Source organism: Streptomyces sp. P6-2-1, assembly GCF_050613165.1.
Classification (GTDB): domain Bacteria; phylum Actinomycetota; class Actinomycetes; order Streptomycetales; family Streptomycetaceae; genus Streptomyces.
The window spans coordinates 208,449-230,879 of the sequence record NZ_CP192513.1 but is presented as its reverse complement, the minus strand read 5'-3'; the positions used below and the strand labels follow the sequence as shown (position 1 = coordinate 230,879).

General features: G+C 73.4%; 21 protein-coding genes. 6 read left to right on the top strand and 15 right to left on the bottom strand.

Translation table 11 applies throughout. The annotated features are described in order from the left end of the window. Positions 1–35: 35 nt before the first annotated feature. The 5 genes from ACQYWQ_RS00990 (at position 36) to ACQYWQ_RS00970 (ending at position 5,731) form a co-directional block, all read left to right on the top strand. On the top strand, positions 36–1,397 hold the full coding sequence (locus tag ACQYWQ_RS00990) for an extracellular solute-binding protein (RefSeq protein WP_431031933.1): 1,362 nt from the start codon (positions 36–38) through the stop codon (positions 1,395–1,397). Between the two features lie 147 nt (positions 1,398–1,544). Continuing rightward, entirely contained in the window at positions 1,545–2,432 is an 888-nt protein-coding gene (locus ACQYWQ_RS00985; RefSeq protein ID WP_431039025.1) for a carbohydrate ABC transporter permease, read from the top strand. Positions 2,433–2,437: 5 nt separating this feature from the next. After that, on the top strand, positions 2,438–3,361 hold the full coding sequence (locus ACQYWQ_RS00980; RefSeq protein ID WP_431031932.1) for a carbohydrate ABC transporter permease: 924 nt from the start codon (positions 2,438–2,440) through the stop codon (positions 3,359–3,361). Positions 3,362–3,422: 61 nt separating this feature from the next. After that, positions 3,423–4,709, top strand: a complete 1,287-nt coding sequence (locus tag ACQYWQ_RS00975) for a Gfo/Idh/MocA family protein (RefSeq protein WP_431031931.1) — start codon at positions 3,423–3,425, stop codon at positions 4,707–4,709. Then, on the top strand, positions 4,706–5,731 hold the full coding sequence (locus ACQYWQ_RS00970) for an SIS domain-containing protein (protein WP_431031930.1): 1,026 nt from the start codon (positions 4,706–4,708) through the stop codon (positions 5,729–5,731). The genes ACQYWQ_RS00975 and ACQYWQ_RS00970 overlap by 4 nt, the downstream gene beginning before the upstream one ends. Before the next feature lie 72 nt (positions 5,732–5,803). Here the strand turns inward: ACQYWQ_RS00970 and ACQYWQ_RS00965 are convergent, their stop codons facing one another. From ACQYWQ_RS00965 to ACQYWQ_RS00910, 12 genes are all read right to left on the bottom strand, one after another. Continuing rightward, positions 5,804–7,324, bottom strand: coding sequence for an alkaline phosphatase family protein (locus tag ACQYWQ_RS00965; RefSeq protein WP_431031929.1), 1,521 nt, complete (start codon positions 7,322–7,324; stop codon positions 5,804–5,806). 186 nt (positions 7,325–7,510) lie between these two features. After that, on the bottom strand, positions 7,511–8,569 hold the full coding sequence (locus ACQYWQ_RS00960; RefSeq protein WP_431031928.1) for a 2-aminoethylphosphonate ABC transporter substrate-binding protein: 1,059 nt from the start codon (positions 8,567–8,569) through the stop codon (positions 7,511–7,513). 109 nt (positions 8,570–8,678) lie between these two features. Further along, complete coding sequence (locus ACQYWQ_RS00955) at positions 8,679–9,476, bottom strand: ABC transporter permease (protein ID WP_431031927.1); 798 nt, start codon at positions 9,474–9,476, stop codon at positions 8,679–8,681. After that, the gene (locus ACQYWQ_RS00950) at positions 9,463–10,356 is read right to left on the bottom strand and encodes a 2-aminoethylphosphonate ABC transporter permease subunit (protein ID WP_431031926.1); all 894 of its coding nucleotides are present in this window, start codon (positions 10,354–10,356) and stop codon (positions 9,463–9,465) included. The genes ACQYWQ_RS00955 and ACQYWQ_RS00950 overlap by 14 nt, the downstream gene beginning before the upstream one ends. Continuing rightward, positions 10,353–11,462 carry an ABC transporter ATP-binding protein gene (locus tag ACQYWQ_RS00945; RefSeq protein WP_431031925.1) on the bottom strand — a complete coding sequence of 370 codons (1,110 nt, stop codon included), beginning with the start codon at positions 11,460–11,462 and terminating at the stop codon, positions 10,353–10,355. Before ACQYWQ_RS00945 ends, ACQYWQ_RS00950 begins: the two co-directional genes overlap by 4 nt. After that, a complete protein-coding gene (locus ACQYWQ_RS00940) occupies positions 11,459–12,181 on the bottom strand; it encodes a phosphonatase-like hydrolase (RefSeq protein WP_431031924.1) in 723 nt (240 codons plus the stop codon). The genes ACQYWQ_RS00945 and ACQYWQ_RS00940 overlap by 4 nt, the downstream gene beginning before the upstream one ends. A 5-nt stretch (positions 12,182–12,186) precedes the next feature. Continuing rightward, complete coding sequence (locus ACQYWQ_RS00935) at positions 12,187–13,311, bottom strand: TIGR03364 family FAD-dependent oxidoreductase (RefSeq protein WP_431031923.1); 1,125 nt, start codon at positions 13,309–13,311, stop codon at positions 12,187–12,189. A gap of 144 nt (positions 13,312–13,455) precedes the next feature. After that, entirely contained in the window at positions 13,456–14,223 is a 768-nt protein-coding gene (locus ACQYWQ_RS00930) for a GntR family transcriptional regulator (protein ID WP_431031922.1), read from the bottom strand. 200 nt (positions 14,224–14,423) lie between these two features. Further along, a complete protein-coding gene (locus tag ACQYWQ_RS00925; protein ID WP_431031921.1) occupies positions 14,424–15,923 on the bottom strand; it encodes an MFS transporter in 1,500 nt (499 codons plus the stop codon). A 22-nt stretch (positions 15,924–15,945) separates the two neighbouring features. Next, positions 15,946–18,339 (bottom strand): phosphoketolase family protein, encoded by a 2,394-nt coding sequence (locus ACQYWQ_RS00920; protein ID WP_431031920.1) that lies wholly within the window; start codon positions 18,337–18,339, stop codon positions 15,946–15,948. Positions 18,340–18,512: 173 nt separating this feature from the next. Then, positions 18,513–18,959 (bottom strand): (4Fe-4S)-binding protein, encoded by a 447-nt coding sequence (locus tag ACQYWQ_RS00915; protein WP_431031919.1) that lies wholly within the window; start codon positions 18,957–18,959, stop codon positions 18,513–18,515. 48 nt (positions 18,960–19,007) lie between these two features. Continuing rightward, positions 19,008–19,325: a GNAT family N-acetyltransferase gene (locus ACQYWQ_RS00910; protein WP_431031918.1), complete on the bottom strand. Its 318-nt coding sequence runs from the start codon at positions 19,323–19,325 to the stop codon at positions 19,008–19,010. Between the two features lie 277 nt (positions 19,326–19,602). Between ACQYWQ_RS00910 and ACQYWQ_RS00905 the strand changes: the two genes are divergently transcribed. Continuing rightward, the gene (locus ACQYWQ_RS00905; protein ID WP_431031917.1) at positions 19,603–20,457 is read left to right on the top strand and encodes an NmrA family NAD(P)-binding protein; all 855 of its coding nucleotides are present in this window, start codon (positions 19,603–19,605) and stop codon (positions 20,455–20,457) included. A gap of 31 nt (positions 20,458–20,488) precedes the next feature. Here ACQYWQ_RS00905 and ACQYWQ_RS00900 read toward each other — a convergent pair whose 3' ends face one another. The 3 genes from ACQYWQ_RS00900 to ACQYWQ_RS00890 form a co-directional block, all read right to left on the bottom strand. Further along, complete coding sequence (locus tag ACQYWQ_RS00900; protein WP_431031916.1) at positions 20,489–20,689, bottom strand: hypothetical protein; 201 nt, start codon at positions 20,687–20,689, stop codon at positions 20,489–20,491. A gap of 230 nt (positions 20,690–20,919) precedes the next feature. Then, positions 20,920–21,534: a DsbA family protein gene (locus ACQYWQ_RS00895; RefSeq protein ID WP_431031915.1), complete on the bottom strand. Its 615-nt coding sequence runs from the start codon at positions 21,532–21,534 to the stop codon at positions 20,920–20,922. A gap of 59 nt (positions 21,535–21,593) precedes the next feature. Beyond that, complete coding sequence (locus ACQYWQ_RS00890) at positions 21,594–22,310, bottom strand: DUF1275 family protein (protein ID WP_431031914.1); 717 nt, start codon at positions 22,308–22,310, stop codon at positions 21,594–21,596. Positions 22,311–22,431: the final 121 nt, after the last annotated feature.

Sequence of the window (22,431 nt, the reverse complement as noted above, 5' to 3'; positions counted from 1 at the left end):
AAGGCACCGCGATGCACCCGGCCTTTCGCCACCCCATGTTCCGTCCCCGCCCCGCGCGGCCCCCGGCCGCCCAGGGCCCGCGCCCCCGGCGCCGCCGCACCGGCGCCGCGCTCCTCGCGGGGGCGCTGCTGCTCACCGGCTGCGCCGCCGGCACCGACGGCCCCGTCCCCGCGCGGGCCCCCGCCCACCCCTCGGGTCCCGTCCAGCTCTGGCACCACTACACCGGCCGGGAGGCGGCCGTCATCCAGTCGGTCGTGGACGACTTCGAGAAGAAGTACCCGGACGTGCGCGTCACCGTCCACAGCGGCCAGCAGGACACCAAGATCACCCAGGTCGTCTCCTCAGGCGGCGACGTGGACGCCATGATCACCAACGTCAACACCACCCTCGGCACGGCCTGCAAGACGATGGAGGACCTCGCCCCCTGGATGCGGCGCGACGGCGTCTCCGCCCACGACTTCCAGGGCATCTTCGCCGAGGCCACCGCCTTCGACGGCCGCCGCTGCTCCCTTCCCACCACCTCCGACGTCTACGGCCTCTACTTCAACAAGGAGCTTCTCGCGCGAGCCGGCTACACCACCCCGCCCCGCACCCTCCAGGAACTGGAGAAGATGGCGCTCAAGCTCACCACCTACACGGCGGACGGCTCGATCAAGACCCTCGGCTTCAACCCCCTGGTCGGCTTCCAGCAGAACACCGCGGCGACCCTCGGGCACGCCGCGGGCGTCCGGTGGATGAAGGACGGCGACGCCTCGGTGGGCTCCACCCCCGAGTGGCGGCAACTCATCTCCTGGCAGCAGAAGTTCGTACGGAAGATCGGCTACGGAAAACTCAAGACCTTCACCGCGGGACTCGGCGACGAGTGGTCCGCCGACAACGCCTTCCAGACCGGCCGCATCGCCATGACGCTCGACGGCGAGTGGCGCGTCGCCTTCATCGCCGAACAGGCGAAGAAGCTGCGCTACGGCACCGCGCCCTTCCCGGTCCTCGCCGGGAGCGGCCAGCGCTACGGCGGCGGCTTCGTCTCGGCGGCCGACATCGGCGTCAACAAGCGTTCCTCCCACAAGGAGGCCGCCTGGACGCTCGTCAAGTACCTCACCACCGACACCGCGGCCGCCGTGAAACTCGCCAACGGCATCAAGAACATCCCGACCCTCAAGAGCGCCGCCGCCTCCCCCGCCCTGGACGCGCCCGCCCCCTACCGCACCTTCATCGACGCCTCGGCGGACCCCGCGAGCGACACGAGCCCGGTCACCGAGATCGGCTCCACCCTCACCGCGACCGTCGACGACTTCTGGACCGGCTACCAGCAGGGCTCGGGAGCGGGACTCGCCCCCGGCCTCCGGAAGGTCGACAAGGACATCGACAACGCACTCGGCCTGCGACGAGCGAAGTGACCCATGAGTGATTCCCCGATACCCCTCAACCGGCCCCCCGGCCGGGCCGGCCGCCTGGGCAGAACGAGCGCCGCCCCCGCTCCCGACACGGCCCACCGGACCTCGCGCCGCCGCCGCACGCTGCGCGCCCGCCTCACCTTCTGGTCCATGACGGGCCCGGCCCTCATCGGCCTGGTGGTGTTCTTCCTCTACCCGCTGTGCGCCAACGTCTTCTACTCCTTCACCAACTACGACCTGGCGAGCCCCCCGAAGTGGATCGGCCTGCGCAACTACGAATACCTCTTCACGCAGGACCCCCGTGTCGGCAAGGCCGCCCTCAACACGCTCTGGTTCGTGGTGATCCTCGTCCCCGTGCGGATGGCCTGCTCGCTCGGGATCGCCCTCCTGCTCACCCGCCGTAAGCATGCCTCGGGGCTGTGGCGCACGCTCTTCTACATCCCCGCGCTCGTGCCGCCCGTCGCCTCCGTCGTCGGCTTCGTCTTCCTCTTCAACCCCGGCGCCGGACCCGTCAACGCGCTGCTGCGCACCTTCGGCGTCAAAGGGCCGCTCTGGTTCAACGACCCGGCCCTCTCCAAGCCGTCCCTGCTCCTGCTGGGCGTCTGGATGATGGGCGACATCATGGTGATCTTCCTCGCCGCCCTCCTCGACGTCCCCAAGGACCAGTACGAGGCGGCCGAACTCGACGGCGCCGGCGCCGCGCACAAGTTCCGCTACGTCACTCTGCCGAACATCTCGCCGGTCGTGCTCTTCTCCGCCGTCACCGGCGTCATCGCGGCCCTCCAGTACTTCACCGAGGCCGCCGTCGCCTCCAGCGTCGCCAACGGCAAGACCGGCATCGACGCGGGCGCCGACCAACTCCTCGGCTATCCCAACGACTCGCTGCTGACCTTCACCCAGTGGATGTACGTCCAAGGCTTCAGCAGCTTCCAGCTCGGTTACGCCGCCGCTATGGCCGTCGTGCTCTTCGCCGTCGCCGCCGCCGTCATGGCGGTCCTGCTGCGACGGGCCGGCCTCTTCCGCCAGAAGGGGGCCTGAGACCCATGACCACCCAGCCCTCGACCACCCCCCGCCCCACCACGGCCGCCCCCGCCCAGGCGGCTCCGCCCGCCGGGCCCGGAGGCGCGCCCGGCCGCCCCGGCGGCACCAAGCGCGCCCTCGGCTGGATCGCCGAGCACGCCCTGCTCGTGGCCCTCGCGGTCGTCTTCCTCGTCCCCGTCGTCTTCGTCGTCCTGACCTCCTTCATGGGCAGCCACCAGACCCTCACCGGCGCCCTGTGGCCGCACCCCTTCCAGTGGTCGAACTACCTGACCGCCTTCCGCACCGCGCCGCTCGGCCGCTGGTTCGCCAACTCCCTGCTCTACGCGGGCGTTTCCACGATCCTCATGCTGATCTCCTCGGTGCCGATGGCGTACGTGCTCGCCAAGGTGCGCTTCAAGGGCGCGAGCATCCTCTTCTTCGCCGTCATCATCGCGATGCTCCTGCCCCCGCAGGTCACCCAGGTGCCCGTCTACGTCATGTGGGCGCAGTTCCGCGTCGTGGGCACCTTCTGGCCGCTCATCCTCCCGCACCTCTTCGGCAACGCCTTCTCGATCTTCCTGCTCCGGCAGTTCTTCCTCTCCATCCCGAACGAGTACCTCGACGCCGCCCGCATGGACGGCAACGGCGAGTGGGGCGTCCTCACCCGGGTCATGGTGCCGATGGCCAAGCCCGGCATCGCGGCGGCCTCCATCTTCATGTTCTTCCAGTGCTGGAACGACTACTACGGCCCGCTCCTGTACACCTCCGAGAACCCCGACCACTGGACCATCGCCTACGGCCTCGCCTCCTTCCACGGCGCCCACAGCACCGACTGGGGAGTGATCATGGCCGTCACGACGCTCGCCACCCTCCCCGTGGTCCTCGTCTTCTTCTTCGCCCAGCGCACCTTCGTCGAGGGCATCACCCTCACCGGTGTCAAGGGCTGACCCCGCGCCGCCCCTCCCGTACGGACGGCACGCGCACCACCACCGATCCAAGGACACACCCGTGAACGCACCACGCGAAGCACCGCTCGGCATCGGCATCATCGGCAGCGGCTTCATCGCCCACTTCCACGTCCGCTCCTGGCAGTCCATCCGCGGCTCCGACATCGTCGCCACCCAGTCCCGTTCCCTGGACCGCGCCCGTGAACTCGCCTCCTACGCGGAGGAGGCGCGCGTCGGCACGGACGTCACCGCCTACGACGACATCGCCGCGCTCGTACGGGACGAGCGCGTGGACGCGGTCTGGGTCCTCACCCCGAACCACACCCGCGTCGAGGTGGTCCGCGCCGTGTGCGAGGAGGTGCGCTCCGGACGCGCGAGCCTGCGCGGCATCGCCGTCGAGAAGCCCCTCGGCCGCAACCTCGCCGAGGCGCGCGAGGTCGCCGCCCTCGTCCACGAGGCGGGACTGCGCCACGCGTACCTGGAGAACCAGGTCTACGCCCCCCGGCTCACCCGTACCCGCGAACTCATGTGGGCGCGCGGCGCGAGCCGTTCGGGCACGCCCTACCTCGCCCGCTGCACCGAGGAGCACTCGGGGCCGCACTCGGCCTGGTTCTGGGACAGCGAGGCGCAGGGCGGCGGCGTCCTCAACGACCTCATGTGCCACTCACTCGAAGCCGGCCGCTTCCTGCTCACCCCGCCGGGACGCGACCCCTCCGCGTGGCTCACCCCGGTCTCCGTCACCGCCACGATCGCCTCGCTGCGCTGGGGCCGCGAGCGGTACGCGGCCCGCCTGGAGGAGACCCACCCCGGCGTGCAGGACTACCGCACCACCCCCTCCGAGGACTACGCGAACGCGACGTACACCTTCGTCAACGGGGACGGCGAGCCCGTCATCGTCGAGGCGATGACCTCCTGGGGCTACGTCGGTGCCGGGATGCGGCTCTCCTTCGAACTCCTCGGCCCCGAGTACTCGATGAGCGCCAACTCCCTCTCCGGCGACGCGACGGTCTTCTTCTCCCGCGACCTGGAGCAGCGGGAGGGCGAGGACCTGCTGGAGAAGCAGAACGCGGAGCAGGGCCTCATGCCCGTGATCGCCGACGAGCCCGCCGCCTACGGCTACGTCGCCGAGAACACGCACATCACACGGGTCTTCGCCGACGGCGGCCAGCCCGCCGAATCGCTGGACAGCGGCGTCGCGGTCACCGAACTCCTCATGGCCGCCTACTACGCCGCCGAGACCGGCACCGTCGTCCACTTCCCCGTGGACCTCTCCGACTACGTGCCCGCCGTCGCCCGCAAGGCGTGGCACCCGCGCACCGCGCCCGCGACGAAGGAGGCGACCGCGTGAGCGCCGCTCCGGTCTACGGATACACCTTCGCCGAGGGCCGCGCGGCCGAACTGCCCGCGCTGCGCGAGGTCGTCGCGCACTTCCCCGAGGTGCTCGCCGAGTGGCGTCCCGCCTGGCGGCGCGTCCTGCTCGCGGGGATCGGCGCGAGCGGCGCCGCCCTCGCCTCGCCGCTCTACGCGCTGCGCGAGGCGGGCCTCGACGCCGCGCGCACCGACTGCTCCGACCAGCCGAGCGTCCTCGGCGGACCCGATATGGTCCTCGCACTCTCGCAGAGCGGCCGCAGCAGGGAGAGCACCGACCTCGTCGCGCGTTTCCGCGCGGCGGGCGTCGCGACGGCCGCCCTCACCAACGCGGCGGCCAGTCCCCTCCGGGACGCGGCGGGGACCACGTACTCGCTCGGCGACTACCCCGACAGCCGTGTCTCCACGGTCGGTTTCGTCGTCACGTACGCCGCGCTCGGGATGCTCACCGACCAGCTCACGCGCGGACGCCCGCACCCGGGCTGGGCGCACGTGGCCGAGGCGGTCGACGAGACGCTCGCCGCGGCGGCCGGGGCGCTCGCCGACTTCGCCGCCGGGCCGCTCGTGGGCGGTTCGCTGGACGTCGTCGCCTCGGCGCCGCAGCTCACCACGGCCGAGGCGGTCGCCCTGCTCTTCCGCGAAGGACCGCTCGTGCCCGCGACGGCCTGCGGGACGCGTACGTATCTGCACGGGCCGATGGACGTCGCCTCCGCGGGGACGAGCCACGTCGTGATCGGCGCGGAGCGCGAGGCGGCGCTCGCGCGGCAGCTCACGCAGAAGCCGACCGGCGTCCTCACCGTCATGGAACGCTCCGTCACCCCGCCGCCCGGCGTGCGGGCGGTGCGCCTGCCGGAGGGCTTCACGCCGACACAGCGCGCGCTCATCGAGGTGTGCGTCCTCCAGGACCTCGTGGCGCGGGTCGCCGAGGTCAGGGGCGAGCCGGTCGACAAGGTCGCCTTCGCGCGCGAGGACACGAAGATCGCAGCGCTCGCGGAGTTGTGAGGCCGTGCGTGCTTGACACGGCCGGGGCGGGAGAGCGGCGCTCCCGCCCCGGCCGGTGCCGGGCGCGGGTGCTCAGCGCCGTACCACCGCCACGTCGTCCACCGTCCAGTACCAGTTGTTGCCCGCCGTGTACCGGAAGCGCACCCGCGCGGTGCGTGCTCCCGCCGGGACCTGGAGCGCGATCGTCTCGGTGCGTGAGGGCACGTCCGCCGTGTAGGTGCGTACGGAGACGGGCGCCGCGCCGTCGTACGACACCAGCACCTCGCCGCGCTGGGGCGACTCCTGCCGGTAGTACGTGGTGTAGCGCAGGACGCTGCCCTCCGACACCGGCCAGGCGGGGCTGACGAGCGTCGAGTCGAAGCTGCCCGAGAAGGCGCGGTCGGCCCACTCGTCGCCGTCCGCGACGGCGAAGACGTTCCGCGCGCGGATGTTGTTCTCGCGGCCCTGCCCGCGTTCGGCGGCGCTCCAGAACTCGTCCGTCGTGAAGCTCCAGCCGCGCCACTCGGTGACGCCGCCGCTCATGCCCGTGTTCTCGACGCTCCAGCCGCTCGGCGCCGTGTGCGTGAAGCCGAGGGTCCCCGCGGGGATGCCCGTCTCGTCGACGCGCCCGCCGAGCGCGGGACGCAGCGTGTCGAAGGGGTCGTCCGATGACCGTGCGAGCGGGCGCCCGTCGAGTTCCCACGCCGGGTCGAGGGGAACGCCCAGGTGGGCGAGCGCGGTCACCGCGACGTCGGGCATGCGGACGTCGTACCGCACGCTCCCTGCCGGGAGCCCGGCGCCCGAGGCGACGAGGAAGGTCTGCCGCTCGGGCAGCGTGTTGCCGCCGTGGCCGCCGGGGTCCGTGTGCCCGTGATCGGTCGTCACGAGGACGAGCCAGTCCTCGCGCGCGTACGAGGCCCGGCCGCGCACGGCGTCGAGGAGCTGCCCGAGCTGCGCGTCGACGCCCGCGAGCGCCGCGAGGTACTGGCTGCTGGCCGCGCCGTAGGAGTGCCCCGCGTGGTCGACGTTGTCGAGGTGGACGAAGACGGCGTCGTGGTCGCCGTCGCGCAGCGCCGCCACGGCGCGCGCCGTCGTCCCCGCGTCGTACTCGGCGTCCGGCGTCGAGACGCGCGTGTCGACCTCCGGCGAGAACACGGTCGTGGTGAGCGGGTTCCAGGAGGCGACGGCGTACGTCGACAGGGCGGGCCTGTACCGCTCGGCGCGCGTGAGGAAGTCCGGGTAGAGGTCGAAGCGGCTGCCGGTGAAGTCGTTGTCGCGCACCTTGTGCTTGTCGGGCCACACGCCGGTGAGGATCGTCGACCAGCCGGGCCCCGAGAGGGTGGGCGCGAGCGGTTCGCTGTACAGCAGGCTCTCGGCGGTCACGCCGGAGGCGCGCAGGGCGTCCAGGTGCGGGGTGCCGGCGGCGGCGGTACGGGAGAGGAGGGCGCCGTCGACGCCGAGGAGCAGCACCTTCGGCGTGCGGTCGGCGGCGCGGGCGGGGGAGAGGGGGAGGGCGGCGCCGACGAGGACGGCGCCGGCGCCGGCGAGTACGGCGCGGCGCGAGGGGGAGAAGGCGCGGGAGGAGAGGGGGCCGGTCGTGCTGTCTGCGGGCATCACAGGGCTCCGTTTTCCGTGGGGTGGGGCGGTGTCTGCGGGGTGAGGCGGTGGCGGGCAAGGCGGTGGCAGTGGGGTGACGCGGTGGCTGCGCCTGGAGGGGGGGGTGAGGGACGTGAAGGAGGGGGCGGGGGCAGGGCACCCCGCCCCGGGGGGCACCCCGCCCCGGGCGGGTCCGGCGCGCGGTCAGCTGCCGGTCGCGGTCTTCCAGGCGTCGACGTACGCGTCGAGGTGCTCGCTCAGGTCCTGCCAGTCCGGCGTGAAGATCTCGACGCCGTTCATGATCTTCGCGAGGTCGGTGGCGCGCGCGTCGCTCGCCTCGACGTCGTCGCGCGCGGCGAAGCCGCCGCCGACCGAGCTGACCTCGCGCTGCGCGGCGGGGGAGAGGAGGTAGTCGAGGAGCTTGCGGCCGTTCGCGGAGTGCGGGGCCTTCGTCACGAGCCCGGCCGCGTAGGGCAGGGCGAAGGAGGTGGGCCTGCCGGAGTCACCGGCGGGGAACCAGATGCCGAGGTGCGGCATCGTCGCCGACTGCGCGTAGTTCATCTGGACATCCCCGTTGCCGACGAGGAGTTCGCCCTTGTCGACCTTCGGCGCGAGCTTGCCGGTCGACGCGGAGGGGCCGACGTTGTTGGACTGGAGCTTCTTCAGGTACTCCATCGCCTCGTCCTTGCCGCCGAGGTCGTGCATCGCCTTGACGAGCACGGCCGTGCCGTCCCCGGCGACGCCGGGCGTCGAGTACTGGAGACGGTTCTTGAACCTGCCGTCGAGCAGGTCGTCCCAGGTCTTCGGCGGGGTCTTCAGTTCCGTCGTGTTGTAGACGAACCCGAAGTAGTTGTTGACGACGGTGGTCCACGTGCCGCCCGGGGACTTGGCGTCGGCGGGCACCGCCTCCGCTCCCCGCGGCACGTACTTCTGGAGCAGGCCCTTGCTCTCCGCCTGCTGGATGAAGGGCGGGAGCGTGACGAGGACATCGGCCTGCGCGTGCGACTTCTCGCGCACGGCGCGCTGCACCATCTCGCCCGAACCCCCTTCCACGTACTTGACCTTGATGCCGGTCTTCTTCTCGAAGTCCTTGAAGACCTTGTCGTACCAGCCGTCGCCGTTCTCGCCCTTGAGCCCGTCCGCGCTGTACACGGTGACGGACTTGGCGTCGGCGGCGGCCGAGCCCCCGCACGCGGAGAGCGTGGCGGCGAGGACGGCGCAGGAGGCGAGGGCGGCGAGCGGGGTGAGGTGTCGTATGCGCATGACGTACGTACTCCGGTGGAGGAGGGGAGGAGGGGAGGAGGGGAAGGGACGAGGGCTTTCGACGAGGGCTTCGGCGGTGCGGGGCGTCCTCAGCGGTACGGGGGCGTCCTCAGCGGTACGAAGCCCGCGTGCGCAGCCGGGAGAGGCCCAGCAGGACCAGCAGCGTGGCCACGAGGAGCACCACCGCCGTCGCCGCGCCGGTGAAGAGTGCGCCCCGGTCGGTCGCCGAGAAGATGAGCACGGGCAAGGGGGTCCAGTCCGGCGGGTAGAGCATCATCGTCGCGCTCAGCTCGCCCATCGACAGGGCGAAGCACAGCCCGGCGGCCGCGCCGAGCGCGGGCAGCAGCAGCGGCAGGCGCACGCGCCACAGCACCGTGAACGGGCGGGCCCCCAGACCTGCCGCGGCCTGCGCGAACGCCGGGTCGACGCGTCGCGTCGCCGCGCTCACCGACTGGTAGGCGAACGCCGTCACCAGCACCGTGTGCGCGAGGATCACGATCCACCGCGTGCCGTTGAGCAGGAACGGCGGCCGGCTGAACGCCACGAGCAGGCACAGCCCCACGACGACCGAGGGCACAGCGACGGGCAGCATGAACAGCGCGTCCACCAAGCGTCGCCCCCGCCGCCCGAGTCCCTCGGCGGCGAGCGCCGCCCACGTACCGATGACCAGGGCGAGGAGGCTCGCCACGACCGCCGTCACGAGGCTCGTCGTCAGCGCGTCGAGCGCTTCCCCGCGGGTCGCGCTCGCGTAGTGCGCGAACGTCGGCGCCGAGGGCAGCGCCCCCGACCAGCGGCCCGCGAACGAGGCGGCCACGATCACGGCGAGCGGCAGTGCGAACAACGGCAGGAAGAGGACGAGGAACAGCGCCCACACGGCGTACTTGCCCGCACGGCTACGCACCAGCACGACGGCTCACCACCCGGTACAGGCCGTACAGGCCCACGGAGACAAGGATGTTGACGACGGCGACCGCGCACGCCGCCGGATAGTCGGATTCGAGGATCGCCTTGCCGTAGATGAGCGTCGGCAGCGTCGTGACCCCCTTCGCGCCCGTGAACAGGACGATCCCGAACTCGTTGAGGCACAGCACGAGGACGAGGCTCCCCCCGGCGGCGAGCGCGGGCAGTGCCTCGGGCAGGACGACCCGCCGCACGATGCGCGCGGGCCGCGCCCCCAGTGAGGCCGCCACCTCGACCTGCGCCGTGTCGAGTTGCGCGAAGGCCGCGAGGACGGGGCGCATCACGAACGGCGTGAAGTAGGTGACCTCGGCGAGCAGCACGCCCCACGGCGTCGTGAGGAACGCGAACGGCCCGTGCGCCGCGCCCGTCACGTCCGTCCACAGCCCGTTGGCCATGCCGACCGTGCCGTAGACGAAGAGCAGCGCGAGAGTGATGAGGAACGAGGGGAAGGACAGGAACACCTCCACGCACCGCGCGACGAGCCGCGCCCCGGGAAAGGGCACGAACGCGATGACGAGCGCGAGGAAGAAGCCGAGCACCAGGCACCCGGCCGTCGCCCCGGCAGCGAGGTACACGGTCGTGCCGAGCGCCTTGCGGAAGGCGGCGGAGGCGAACACCTCGGTGTACGGGGCGAACGAGGTACCGCCCCCGTCCGGCGTCAGCGACTGCCGGACGAGCAGCACGAGCGGGTAGAGGAACGCGAAGCCGAGCGCCGCGAGCGGCGGGAGGAGCCACACCCGGCGCGGCACGCGCCGCGCGGGGCGTACCCGTGCGGGGACAGCGGCCTCGGCCTTCTCCACCGGCGTCCTGACCGCGGTGCCGCTCATGCCGCACCTCCCGTCGTCTCGCCCGCGAGGAGCACGGCGTCCTCGGGCGCGAAGCCGAGGGTGACGTCGTCCCCCACCCCGGCCGGCTCCTCGCCCCCGGGCACGTCCACGAGCAGCACGTGCTCCCCGACGCGCACGTGCAGGCGGTGCGCGTTCCCGCGCCACTGGCGCTCGGCGACGGTGCCGCGCAACGCGTTCGCCCGGGTGGGTCCGCCGGAGTCGTCCGGGGCCAGGCGCAGCTGGTGAGGCCGTACGAGCACGGTGGCCGTGCCCGCGACAGCTTCGCCCGCGAGCCGCAGCGGCTGCCCGGCGAACAGCGCGGTGCCGTCCTCGCCCCCTCCCTCGACGGGCAGGAGATTCGCCTCACCGACGAAGGAGGCCGTGAACGCCGTGCGCGGCCTGGTGTACAGCGCGCGCGGGGTCCCGCACTCCTGGAGGCGGGCCCTGTCCAGGACAGCGACGCGGTCCGCGAGGGTCAGGGCCTCGATCTGGTCGTGCGTCACGTACAGGATCGACATGCGCGGGAACTCGCGGTGCAGCCGGGCGAGTTCGGTGAGCATTCCGCTGCGCAGGCGCGCGTCGAGCGCCGACAGCGGCTCGTCCAGGAGGAGCACACCCGGCCGGATCGCGAGCGCCCGCGCGAGCGCGACGCGCTGCTGCTGTCCGCCGGACAGCTCGCGCGGGTAGCGGTCCGCGTAGCCGTCCATGCCGACCAGCTCCAGGGCCTCGGCGACGCGGCCCGCGGCCGCCGCGCGCGGGACCCGGCGGGCCCGCAGCCCGAAGGCGACGTTGTCGCGCACGCGCAGGTGCGGGAAGAGCGCGTACTGCTGCACCACCATCCCGAGCCCGCGCCGGTGCGGCGGCAGGTCCGTCACCTCGCGCCCCGCCAGGTGCACACGCCCCGCGGCGGGCCGTACGAATCCGGCCACCGCGCGCAGCGCCGTCGTCTTGCCCGAGCCCGAGGGCCCGAGCAGTGCCATGACCTCGCCGGGTTCGACGCTCAGATCGAAGTCGTCGAGCACCGTGGTGCCGCCGTACCTGACGCTGACGTGCTCGAAGCGGATACCGCCCGCCGGCGCCTCCGTGACGAGCGGACCGGCGCTCACGCGTCCGCCCCCGCCGGCCGCCGCTCCTCCACGAGGGCGAGCAGCCCCGGGAGTTCCACGACCGAGCCGAGCACCGCCGTCGCCCCGGCGGCGCGCAGCGTCTCCTCGTCGTGCGCCCCGGTCCGCACACCGGCGACGACGCCCGCCCCCGCCCGTACCCCGCCGCGCATGTCGTAGGCGGTGTCCCCTGCCACGGCCACCCGCGCCACGGCGTCCGCGGCGTGCGTGCGCAGCAGCGCGGCGAGCACCAGGTCCGGGTACGGGCGGCCGCGCCCACCCGCCTCCGCGGGGCACAGCGTCAGGTCGGCGAGATCCCGCCAGCCGAGCGCGTCGAGCAGCAGATCCTGTGTCGGCCGCGCGAACCCGGTGGTCAGGACGACGGTCCGCCCCTGGGCGCGCAGTTCCTCGACGGTGCGCCGCGCCCCCGGCACCTCGCCGACCGCACCGTCGCCGACGAGCCGCGCGTACGCCTCCTCGAAGGCGGTGTTCGCGCGCCGGGCCCGCTCCTCGTCCCCGTACAGGTGCCGGAAGACGGAGATCTTCGACTCGCCCATCGTGGCCCGTACGTGCGCGAGCTGCGCGGCGTGCTCGGGCGAGCCGGGGGTGACGCCGAGCTGTTCGGCGGCGGCAGTGAAGGCGCTCTCGACGAGGCCGCCGTCGCGCACCGTCGTGCCCGCCATGTCCAGAACGACGAGGCTGTGGAAGGGAGTTGTGTGCATGTCGGTCACCATCCGATGAGGTCGGCGGTCTGTTCGGCGATGGCGGGCGAGCACGTCATGCCCCGGCCCCCGGGACCGGTCACGAGCCACACGCCCTCCGCGACCTCCTGCCGGTGCACCACCAGGGACGGGTCGGTGCACTGCGCGTACACGCCCGCCCAGCGGTGCCGGACACGGGGCAGCGGACGGCCGAGGTACGACTCCACGACGGCACGCAGGTGCTCGTACGGCTCCTCGACCGTGTCGAAGGGGAAGGGATGCGCGTACGCGTGCGTGTCGCCGATCGTCAGGCCGCCGTCGCGGCGCTGCACCATGAGCAGCTGCATCGCGTGCTCCGCGGCCACCGGCGCCTGGGGCTGCCCGGCGGCGAGGGCGTCCAGCGCCTCGCTCGCGTACGCCGGGTAGTAGCGGAAGGAGTCGGGGTCGGCGACCGAGGTCGTCAGCGGCTCGCCCAGCGGATCGGTCTGCATCATCTGGAGACGCACGCGTCGCACCGGCAGGCCGGGCCCCGCCAGCTCCCGTACGAGACCGCCCAGCCAGGCGCCCGTCGCGAGGATCACCGTGTCGCCCGCGTGCGTGTCCCCGTGGTCGTCGCGGACCGTCCCCGCACCCGTGACCTCCCGTACCTCGCGCCCACCGAGGTACGTGTACCGCCCCGAGGCGAGCAGCTCGCCCTTCAGCGCGAGCTGCGCGGTCCTCGGCTCGACCGCCGCGTCCCGCTCGCACCACAGCGCCGCGGTGAACTCCCCGCGCAGCGCCGGGTTCACCCCGCGCGCCTCCTCGGCCGTGAGCAGCTTGAAGCCGCGCGCGGCCGCGTCCGCCCGGGCGAGAGCCGCCTCGGCGACGCCCACCTCCAAGGGGGTGCGCAAGGGCGTGAGCGAACCGCAGGCACGGAAGCCGAGCCCCGGCACCCGCTCCCCGATCCCCTCCCACAACTCCCGGGCGCGCAGGGCCGCTTCCAGCTCCGGGCCACCGGCCCTGCCGCTCACCCAGATCTGCCCGAAGTTGCGCAGTGAGGCGCCACGCGCCTCCGCCTCACGCTCGATGTGCACGACCTCGTGGCCGCGACCCACCGCGTGCCAGGCGTGCATGGTGCCCACCACGCCTGCTCCTACGACGATGACCTTCATGCCGACGAGATTCACGGCGGCGGGTGGCGTCCAGCGGTCCGTCCGCCGACCGGCTGATGAACCAGCCGCCAATCTTGGACCAGACCCGTTATCTTTCCGTGACACGAGCGGGGGAGTGCGGGCGGTTTCCTGCCGGTACGTTCCCTACTCGGTGGCCTCGCCCAAGCGCGTCGTGAACGAGAACCTGTCGCCCCGGTACAGCGTCCTGACCCGCTCCACACGCCGGCCCGCCGTGTCCCGCGAGACGCGGTGCAGCAGCAGCATCGGCAGCGCGGGCGGCGTCCCGATGAGCAGCGCCTCACGCGGCGAGGCCAGCACCGTCTCGATCCGCTCCTCGGCGGCGCCGAACACGATCCCGAGGCGTTCCCGCAGGTAGGCGTAGAACGAGGAGTCCGGGTCGAAGTCCCGCTCCAGACCCGGCACGCGCTCCACCGACACGTACGTGCTCTCCAGGCCCACCCGCTCGTCGTCCGCCAGGAGCACCCGCTCCAGGTGCCACACCGCCTCGCCCTCGGCGAGCCCCAGTTCGGCGGCGAGCGCGGGCGGGCACGGGAAGCGGTCGAGCCCGATCAGGGACCGCCCCGGCCTGCGGCCCTGCCTGCGCACCCCCTCCGTGTAGCTCGCCAGGGACAACGGCTGCTCCAGCTTGGGGCCCGCCACCACCGTCCCGCGCCCCTGCCGCCGCAGCCGCCCTTCGAGGAGCAGTTCCCGCAGCGCCTGCCGCACCGTCTCGCGCGCCACCTCGTACCGAGCGGCGAGATCCCGTTCCGTCGGCAGCGGCGTCCCGCTCTCCCACGTGTCGAGCAGGGCGGAGATCCGCGCCTTCACCGCGTAGTACTTCGGGACCCGGCCGTGCTCGGGGACCCCGCCGCGCACGGGGGCGCCCGGGTCCTGCTCCTGGGGGTAATCCATGATCAGGATGCTCTCAGACCGGGCGGGGCCGCGTCCTCCGCCCTCCGCGGTGCGCTCGCCCACCGGCCGCATTCCTCGCGGTGCGCTCGCCCACCGGCCGCATTCCTCGCGGTGCGCCCGCCCACCGGCCGCATTCCTCGCGGTGCGCTCGCCCACCGGCCGCATCCTTCGCGGTGCGCCCGCCCACCGGCCCCGGTTCTTCACCCCCGCTGCCCGTCCCCCGGCTCCAGCGGGGGAGAGGCGAGCCCCGCGTGGGTACGGCAGCGCGGCTCGGCCGCTCGCGCCGGGGGTGTCCGGCCCGGGCGCCGTACGAAGCAGAACGCGAGGGCCGCCGCGAGGACGAGGAGGCCCGCCATGCCCCAGGCCGCGCGGTGGAAGGCCGCGTTGACCTGCGGGGCGTGGCGGTAGGCATTGTCCGAGAGACCGACCGCCAGGGGGAGCGCGGCGACCACGAGCAGCTGCGCGATCCGCGCCGCCGTGTTGTTCACGCCGCTCGCGAGCCCCGCGCGCTCCGCGTCCACCGAGGCGAGCACCGTCGCCGTGAGCGGCGCCACGAAGACACTCATCCCGAGGCCCATCACCGCGACCGCGGGGAGGACGTCGGGGAAGTACGAGGCACCCGGCGCGATCCGCAGCATCAGGAGCGCCCCGCCCGCCGCCACCAGCGGACCGGCCGTCAGCGGCACGCGCGGCCCGATCCGCCGCGCGAGGTCACCGGCGGGCGCCGAGAGCACGAGCATCAGGAGCGTGATCGGCAGGCTCGCGACACCCGCTTCGAGCGCGTCGTACCCGAGCCCGTTCTGCAACTGCACGGGCAGCAGGAACAGCACGCCGCCGATCGCCGCGTACAGACACAGCGTCATGAGGTTCGTGACGCTGAACAGGCGCGAGGAGAAGAGCCCGAGCGGCAGCATCGGCTCCCGCGCCCGCCGCTCCACCAGGAGGAACGCCGCACCCGCGGCGAGCCCCGCCACGAGCGGCACGAGCAGCTGCCCAGGACTCGCACCCTTCGCCGTGATGAGCGCGTAGCTGATCCCCGCGAGGAACAGCGCGCCCAGCGCCGCCCCCGCCCAGTCGAACCGCCCCGTCGCCGCGGGATCGCGGCTCTCGGGGACGTGGCGCAGCGCGAGCGCGAGGACGACGGCGCCGAGCGGCAGGTTGAGGAAGAAGATCCACCGCCAGCCCGGACCGTCGATGAGCCACCCGCCGAGGAACGGGCCCACCGCCCCGGCGACCCCCGTGAGCCCCGACCACGCGCCCACCGCCTTCGCCTGGTCCTCCTCGCGGAACGAGGCCCGTACGAGCGCGAGCGAACCCGGCGTCAGGAGCGCCCCGCCCACGCCCTGGAGCGCCCGCGCGGCGATGAGCAGCCCGCCGTCCCACGCGAAGCCGCACAGCGCCGAGGCGAGCGCGAACCACACGATGCCCGCCACGAGCGTCCGCTTCCTGCCGAGCCGGTCGCCGAGCGCCCCGCCGAGCAGCAGGAGCGCCGAGAGCGTCAGCATGTACGCGTTGACGACCCACTGGAGCGTCGCGAGCGACACGTCCAGGTCGCTCCCGATACGCGGCAGGGCGACGTTGACGACCGTGCCGTCGAGCATCGACATCCCCGAGGCGAGCACCGCGCAGGCGAGCACCCAGCGCCCGCGCCCCGAGGAGAGCGCGATGCCGGGCGTGGGCCCGGTGGCGGCGGCGATCACCGCGTGCCCCCGGGCACCGCGCTCAGCCCTCCCAGTGCCACTGCGCCACCTCGGGCAGGTCCTCGCCGTACTCCTGCACCCACGCGCGGTGCCGCGTGCGCGTGTCCGCCATCTCCTGCCGCAGCGCCGCCGCGCGCTGCGCGAGGCCCGGGACCCGGTCGATGACGTCCATGACGAGCCGGAAGCGGTCCATGTCGTTGAGCACGACCATGTCGAAGGGCGTCGTCGTGGTGCCGCGCTCCTTGTAGCCGCGCACGTGCAGGAAGGGGTGCACCGCGCGCCGGTAGGCGAGCCGGTGGATCAGCCACGGATAGCCGTGGTAGGCGAAGATGACCGGCTTGTCGCGCGTGAACACCCCGTCGAAGTCGAAGTCCGGCATCCCGTGCGGGTGTTCGCTCTCCGGGAGCAGCCGCGCCAGGTCCACGACGTTCACGACCCGCACCGCGAGTTCCGGGAGCCTGTGGCGCAGGATCTGCGCGGCCGCGAGGATCTCCAGCGTCGGGGTGTCCCCCGCGCACGCGAGCACGACGTCGGGCAGCCGCCCCTCCTCCGTACCCGCCCACTCCCAGATCCCCGCGCCGCGCGCGCAGTGCCCGCGCGCCTCCTCCAGCGTCAGCCAGTCGAAACTGGGCTGCTTGCCCGCCATCACGACGTTGACGTAGTCCCTGCTCTGGAGCACGTGCTCCGCCGTCGAGAGCGCCGTGTTGGCGTCCGGGGGCAGGTAGACGCGGACGACCTCCGGGCTCTTGTTGAGCACGTGGTTGATGAAGCCGGGGTCCTGGTGCGAGAAGCCGTTGTGGTCCTGGCGCCACACGTGCGAGGACAGCAGGTAGTTGAACGAGGGGACGGGCGCCCGCCACGGCAGCGCGCGCGAGGTCCGCAGCCACTTGATGTGCTGGTTGGCCATCGAGTCGACGATGTGCGCGAAGGCCTCGTACGTGGAGAACAGCCCGTGCCTGCCCGTCAGGTTGTAGCCCTCCAGCCAGCCCTGGCACATGTGCTCCGAGAGCACTTCCATGACGCGCCCGTCGCGCGTCAGGTGCTCGTCGACAGGGAGGATCTCCTCCTGCCACGTCTTCGCCGTCACGTCGTACACCGCGTTGAGCCGGTTCGACGCCGTCTCGTCCGGGCCCATGAGCCGGAAGTCCCGCCGGTCCGCCGTCAGATCCATGATCCGCGCGAGGTACTGGCCGAGCACCCGCGTCGGTTCGTGCGTGCTCGTACCGGGCCGCTCGACCGTGACGGCGAAGTCCTCCAGCGGGGGAGCGGGCAGCGAGCGGGTGAGCCTGCCACCGTTCGCGTGCGGATTGGAGCCGAGCCGCAGATCCCCTTCGGGGACGCACTCCAGGACCTGCGCCCGGGGCCTGCCCTGCTCGTCGAACAGCTCGTCGGGCTGGTAGGAGCGCATCCACTCCTCCAGCTGGCGCAGGTGCTCCGGGTCGGTCCGCACCTCGGCGAGCGGGACCTGATGGGCGCGCCACGTGCCCTCCACGGGAAGCCCGTCGACCATCCGCGGGCCCGTCCAGCCCTTCGGCGTGCGCAGCACGATCATCGGCCAGTGCGCCCGGTCCGTGGAGCGGCCCCTGCGCGCCTCGGCCTGGATCTCGTCGATCCTGCCGACCGCCTGCGCGAGCGCCCCCGCCATCTGCCGGTGCACGAACGCGGGGTCGTCCCCGACGACCTCGATCGGCCGGTACCCGTACCCGCGCAGGAGGTCGTGCAGCTCGGTCTCGGGCAGCCGTGCGAGGAGCGTCGGATTGGCGATCTTGTAGCCGTTGAGGTGCAGGATCGGCAGCACGGCCCCGTCGTGCACCGGGTCGAGGAACTTGTTGGAGTGCCACGAGCCCGCGAGCGGCCCTGTCTCCGACTCGCCGTCACCGATGACGCACGGCACGAGCAGGTCCGGGTTGTCGAAGGCGGCACCGTAGGCGTGCAGCAGCGAGTACCCCAGCTCACCGCCCTCGTGGATCGACCCCGGCAGCTCGGGCGAGACGTGGCTCGGCACCCCGCCGGGGAACGAGAACTGCTTGAACAGGCGCTTCATGCCCGGCTCGTCGCGGCTGATGTCCGGGTAGATGTCCGAGTAGGAGCCCTCCAGCCAGCTGTTGGCGAGCACCCCGGGCCCGCCGTGCCCGGGGCCCCAGACGCACACCGCCTGCTGCCTGCGCAGCCTGATCAGGCGGTTGACGTGCGTGTAGACGAGATTGAGCCCGGGGACCGTGCCCCAGTGGCCCAGGAGACGGGGCTTGATCTGCTCGGGGCGCAGCGGCTCCCGCAGGAGCGGGTTGTCCATGAGGTAGATCTGCCCGACCGCGAGGTAGTTGGCGGCCCGCCAGTGCGCGAGGAGGGCGTCCAGCTCCGCGTCCGAAAGCTCGGGCGCCACGGGGGCCGGTGTCTCGTACGTGAATTCCTGCATCGCAAGCCTTTCAGCACGGCTGTGGGTGACACCTGTCGGTCACGGCCTCCGGTCGCGGCCGCTGGTCGCCGGGGACGGTGCGGACACCGCACCCCCGCTCCCTCCCTCCCCGTTCCCCCCGGCCGCCCCGGCACGCGGGGCCGACCGGCCTCTCCACCGCGGCCGAACGGCCCTCAGCCGTGCGCCGCGCAGCGGCTCCCCGAGTGGTCGCAGAAGGGGCTGTGCGCCGTGTGCCCGCAGGCGCACAGCATGACCCGCGTCTCGTGCCGCCCGCCCTGCGGCGTCTCGACGTCCAGGTCGCCGCGCGCGTGCAGCACCCCGTCCTCGTGCAGCGCGAGGCGCGTCGGCACGCGCGGCCGCTCCGCGTGCCCGGGCCAGTGGTACTGGAGCGCCCCGCTCGGGCAGCGCTCGATCACCTCGGCGACCTCGGCCGCGGGCGCCCCGTCCGGGGCGATCCACGGCCTGCGCTCGACGTCGAAGACGGCGGGCAGACCCCGTACGCATTCGGCGGCGTGCAGGCAGCGCGCCACCTCGTAGCTCACCGCGATCTCCGCGCCCCGGTACCGCCTGGCGCCCTCGCGCACGGTCGGGTCCTCCGCCGCCTGTCGCGCGTCCGGCATCGCTCAGCTCCTCGGCCTCATCGGTTCGTGGGCGCTCGGCCCGCGGACTCAGTCGGTCACCTTGCTCCGCTCCGCGTACAGGAGGTCCTGGTACTCGGGGTGCCGCGCGATCCAGCCGGAGTAGAAGGGGCAGACCGCGAGCACAGCGACCCCGGCCGCGCGCGCCTCGTCGAGCGAGGTCCGCACGAGCGCGCTGCCCACGCCGCGGCCCTCGAAGGCGGGCTCGACGACGGTGTGCACGAAGGCGATGAGGTCCTTCGTACGGATGTACTGGGCGAATCCGGCGAGTTCGCCGTCGATCCTCGCCTCGTACCGGTCCGCGTCGGGGTGATCGCTCACCTCGGCCGAAGCCGTCTTCTCACTCATCGCGCTCCCCTCACCCCCGCCGCCCGCTGCGGCCGGTGTCCGCCCCAGCTTGCCGCGTGAAGAGGCGGGACGCGAGTGGTGTGCCCCCGGCGGGGGCAGCGCGGCGGGCGCAGCGGCGGGAAGGTGACGGGCCGTCGGCCCCCACTCGCCCGTTCGGCCCGCTCCTGTGGCCCGGCGGCCCACGAGGGACGAAGGTGGGGGTGCGTGCGGGCTCGGGCGGGGACGGGGCGCGGGCTCAGGGGGTTTCCGGTGGTGTGGAGCGGCAGGAGGCAGTGCGATGAAGATCGCCGTACTCGGGGCGACCGGAGGGCAGGGCGGTGCTGTGGTCACGGCCTTGCGCGCGGCGGGGCGGCCCGTGCGGGCCGTCGTGCGCGATCCGGGCGAGGCCAGGGCACGTACGCTCGCCGCATCGGGCGTCGAAGTGGTCGCCGCCGATCTGCGCGACACCGGCTCGCTCGCCGCGGCCTTCGAAGGCGCGGCCGCGGCCTTCGCCGTCACGACCCCCTTCGAGGCGGGCCTCGACGCCGAGAAGGAACAGGGCGTCGCGATCGTCGACGCCGCGGCCCGCTCCGCGCTGCCCTTCCTCGTCATGGCCTCCGTCGCGAGCGCCGACCGCGGGACCGGCATCCCGCACTTCGAGACGAAGGCGCACACCGAGAAGATCCTCGCCGCTTCGGGGCTCGCCTCCGCCGTCGTCGCGCCCACGTACTTCTACGACAACGTCTTCGGTGAACTCCAGGAAGTCGCCGACGGCGAGATCACGATGGCGCTGCCGCCCGACACGCGCCTCCAGCAGGTGGCCCGCGCCGACCTCGGCAGGGTCGTCGCCTCGGTGCTCGACGACCCCGTGCGCTGGCGCGGGCAGCGCGTCGAGGTCGCGGGCGACGACCCGACCCCCGCCGAGATGGCGCGCGACATCGGCCGTGCCGCAGGCGGCAGGGTCGAGTACCGGCAGATCCCGCTGGAATCGGTGACGAGCGCGAGCCCTGACATGGGCGCCATGTACGCGTACCTCACCGAGGTCGGCTACCAGGTCGACATCCCCGCGCTGCGCGCCGCGTTCCCCGAGATCCCCTGGACGTCCTACGCGGACTGGGCGGCGGGCCAGTCGTGGCCGACGCCGGGTGGCTGAGCGGCCACGGACACGGCGAAGGGAGCGCCGCTCAGGGCAGCAGCCGCTCGATGGCCTCGCGGCCCTCCTCCGCGAGCTTCCTGCGCGCCCACTCCAGATTCTCGGGTGTCACGTCGCGACCGGCGGCCTGGACGAGATCCTCGGGCGTCACCTCCTGGTCCGCACCCGTGTGCAGTTCGTCGTCGGGGGTGACGACGCGGGGCAGATCCTCCGGGTTCTTCTCGCCTGCCATCTGCGGCCTCCTCGGTGTCGGCGCGGCCGGTGGGGCCGCGCGTCCCTGTCCGTCAATCTTCGTCGGCGCGGCGCCGCCCGGCCACTCGGCGGGAGCGGGCGGCGGACCGCGCGGGCCGCGTACCCTCCGCGCGGCGCGGGACACCTGAGGTGTCCAGGACGCCCGCCCCTCTCAGGACGCCCGCCCCCCTCAGGCCGCGCTCCTCAGGCCCCTCAGGACGTCCGCGCCACTCAGGAGACCTGCGCGAGAAAGGACTCCGGGGTGACCGGGTAGCCGCCTGGCCCGAGTACGGCGACGGGGCCGCCGTCGAGCAGCACGGTCGGTGTCGCGTGCACGGAACTCTCCACGAAGGCCATCGAGACGGCCCGCGCCCACGGCCGGTACGTACCGGCCCGCACCTTGTCGGCGAAGCCGTCCTCGCCGAGGCCAGGTACCTCGCCCGCGAGCCGGACGAGCAGGTCGTCGTCAGAGAAGCGGTCGTCCTCCTCGGGCGGCTGCTCGGCGAAGAGCAGCCGCTGGAAGAGCACGAACTCCCCGGGGCCCTCGTCGAGCGCGGCGCCGAGCGCCGCGAGGGCGTGCAGCGAGCCGCTGCCGCCGGCCCCGTCGTCGATGAAGGTCGCGAAGTGGTACTCGACGCGGAAGCGCCCCGCGTCGGCCGCCTCCTGGATGACCATGCCGAGCCCGTTCTCCATGCGCTTGCAGTACGGGCAGCGCGGATCGAGGTACACGCTCAGGACCCGCCCCGCACCGTCGTCGCCGTAGCGGACGACAGTGCCGTCCGGGCCCGAGGTGTGCGCGGGTACGGGGTACGTGTCCGTGGTGTCGCCGGAGGTGCGTGGGGTCATGCCTCCAGGCTGCGGCCACCCGTACGCCCGCGCAAAACGGGCAGAACGGGTGGTGCCGCTCAGTCGCCCCGCGCGGCCCCTCCGTGTACGGGCCGCAGGCTTCGTACGAGCCGGAGCCCCGCCACTGTCGCGGCGAGCACGGCGGCGGGGAGGGCCGCTGCCCAGGCGGGGGCCGAGCGGTGCAGGAGCGCGGCGAGCGCGGCACCGAGGACGAGGGCGCACAGCCGGGCCACGGGCGCGCTCGCGCGCCGGACGCCGCCCCCACGCGCGAGAGCGAGCACGAGCGTCGTGAGGGTGCTCGTGAAGAACGTCGTCGGGGCGCCCGCGGGGCCGAGCGCGAGGACGGCCGACGCCTGCCCGCCCATCGCCGCGGCGAGCGCCGCGAGCAGCACGTACGGTTCGCTCCCCGCGGGCGGCCCCGCGGCCCACACCCCGGCGACCGCGGCGAGCACCACCGTCTCGGCGAGGAGCACCCGCAGCGGGCCGCCCCACCGCGCCCGCAGCACCGGCGCGGCGCACGCGACGCCGAGTACGTACCCGCCGACCGCCGCGGCTGGGGCCGCGATCCCCTCCGGCAGCCCGGCGCCGCCGAGAGCGGCGCCGAGGAAGACGAGGTTGCCCGTCATGACCCCGGCGAAGGCGCCGCCGAGCGCCACCACGGCGAGCGCGTCGACCGCGCCCGAAGCGAGGCTCAGCGCGAGCAGGGGCCACAGCGGGACGCCCGCCGCGCGCGTGCGGGTGACGACGCGGGTACTCCCGCCGCGTGGCTGCTCCACGTGGGCCTCCGCTCCCTGGGTCACGGGGCGAGCGCGTGCGCACCCGCTTCACGGGACACTCCTCGGCCCCGCGCCCCGCCAGCAGACCACGCGCCCGCCCCGAACCGGGCGAAGAGCGCGC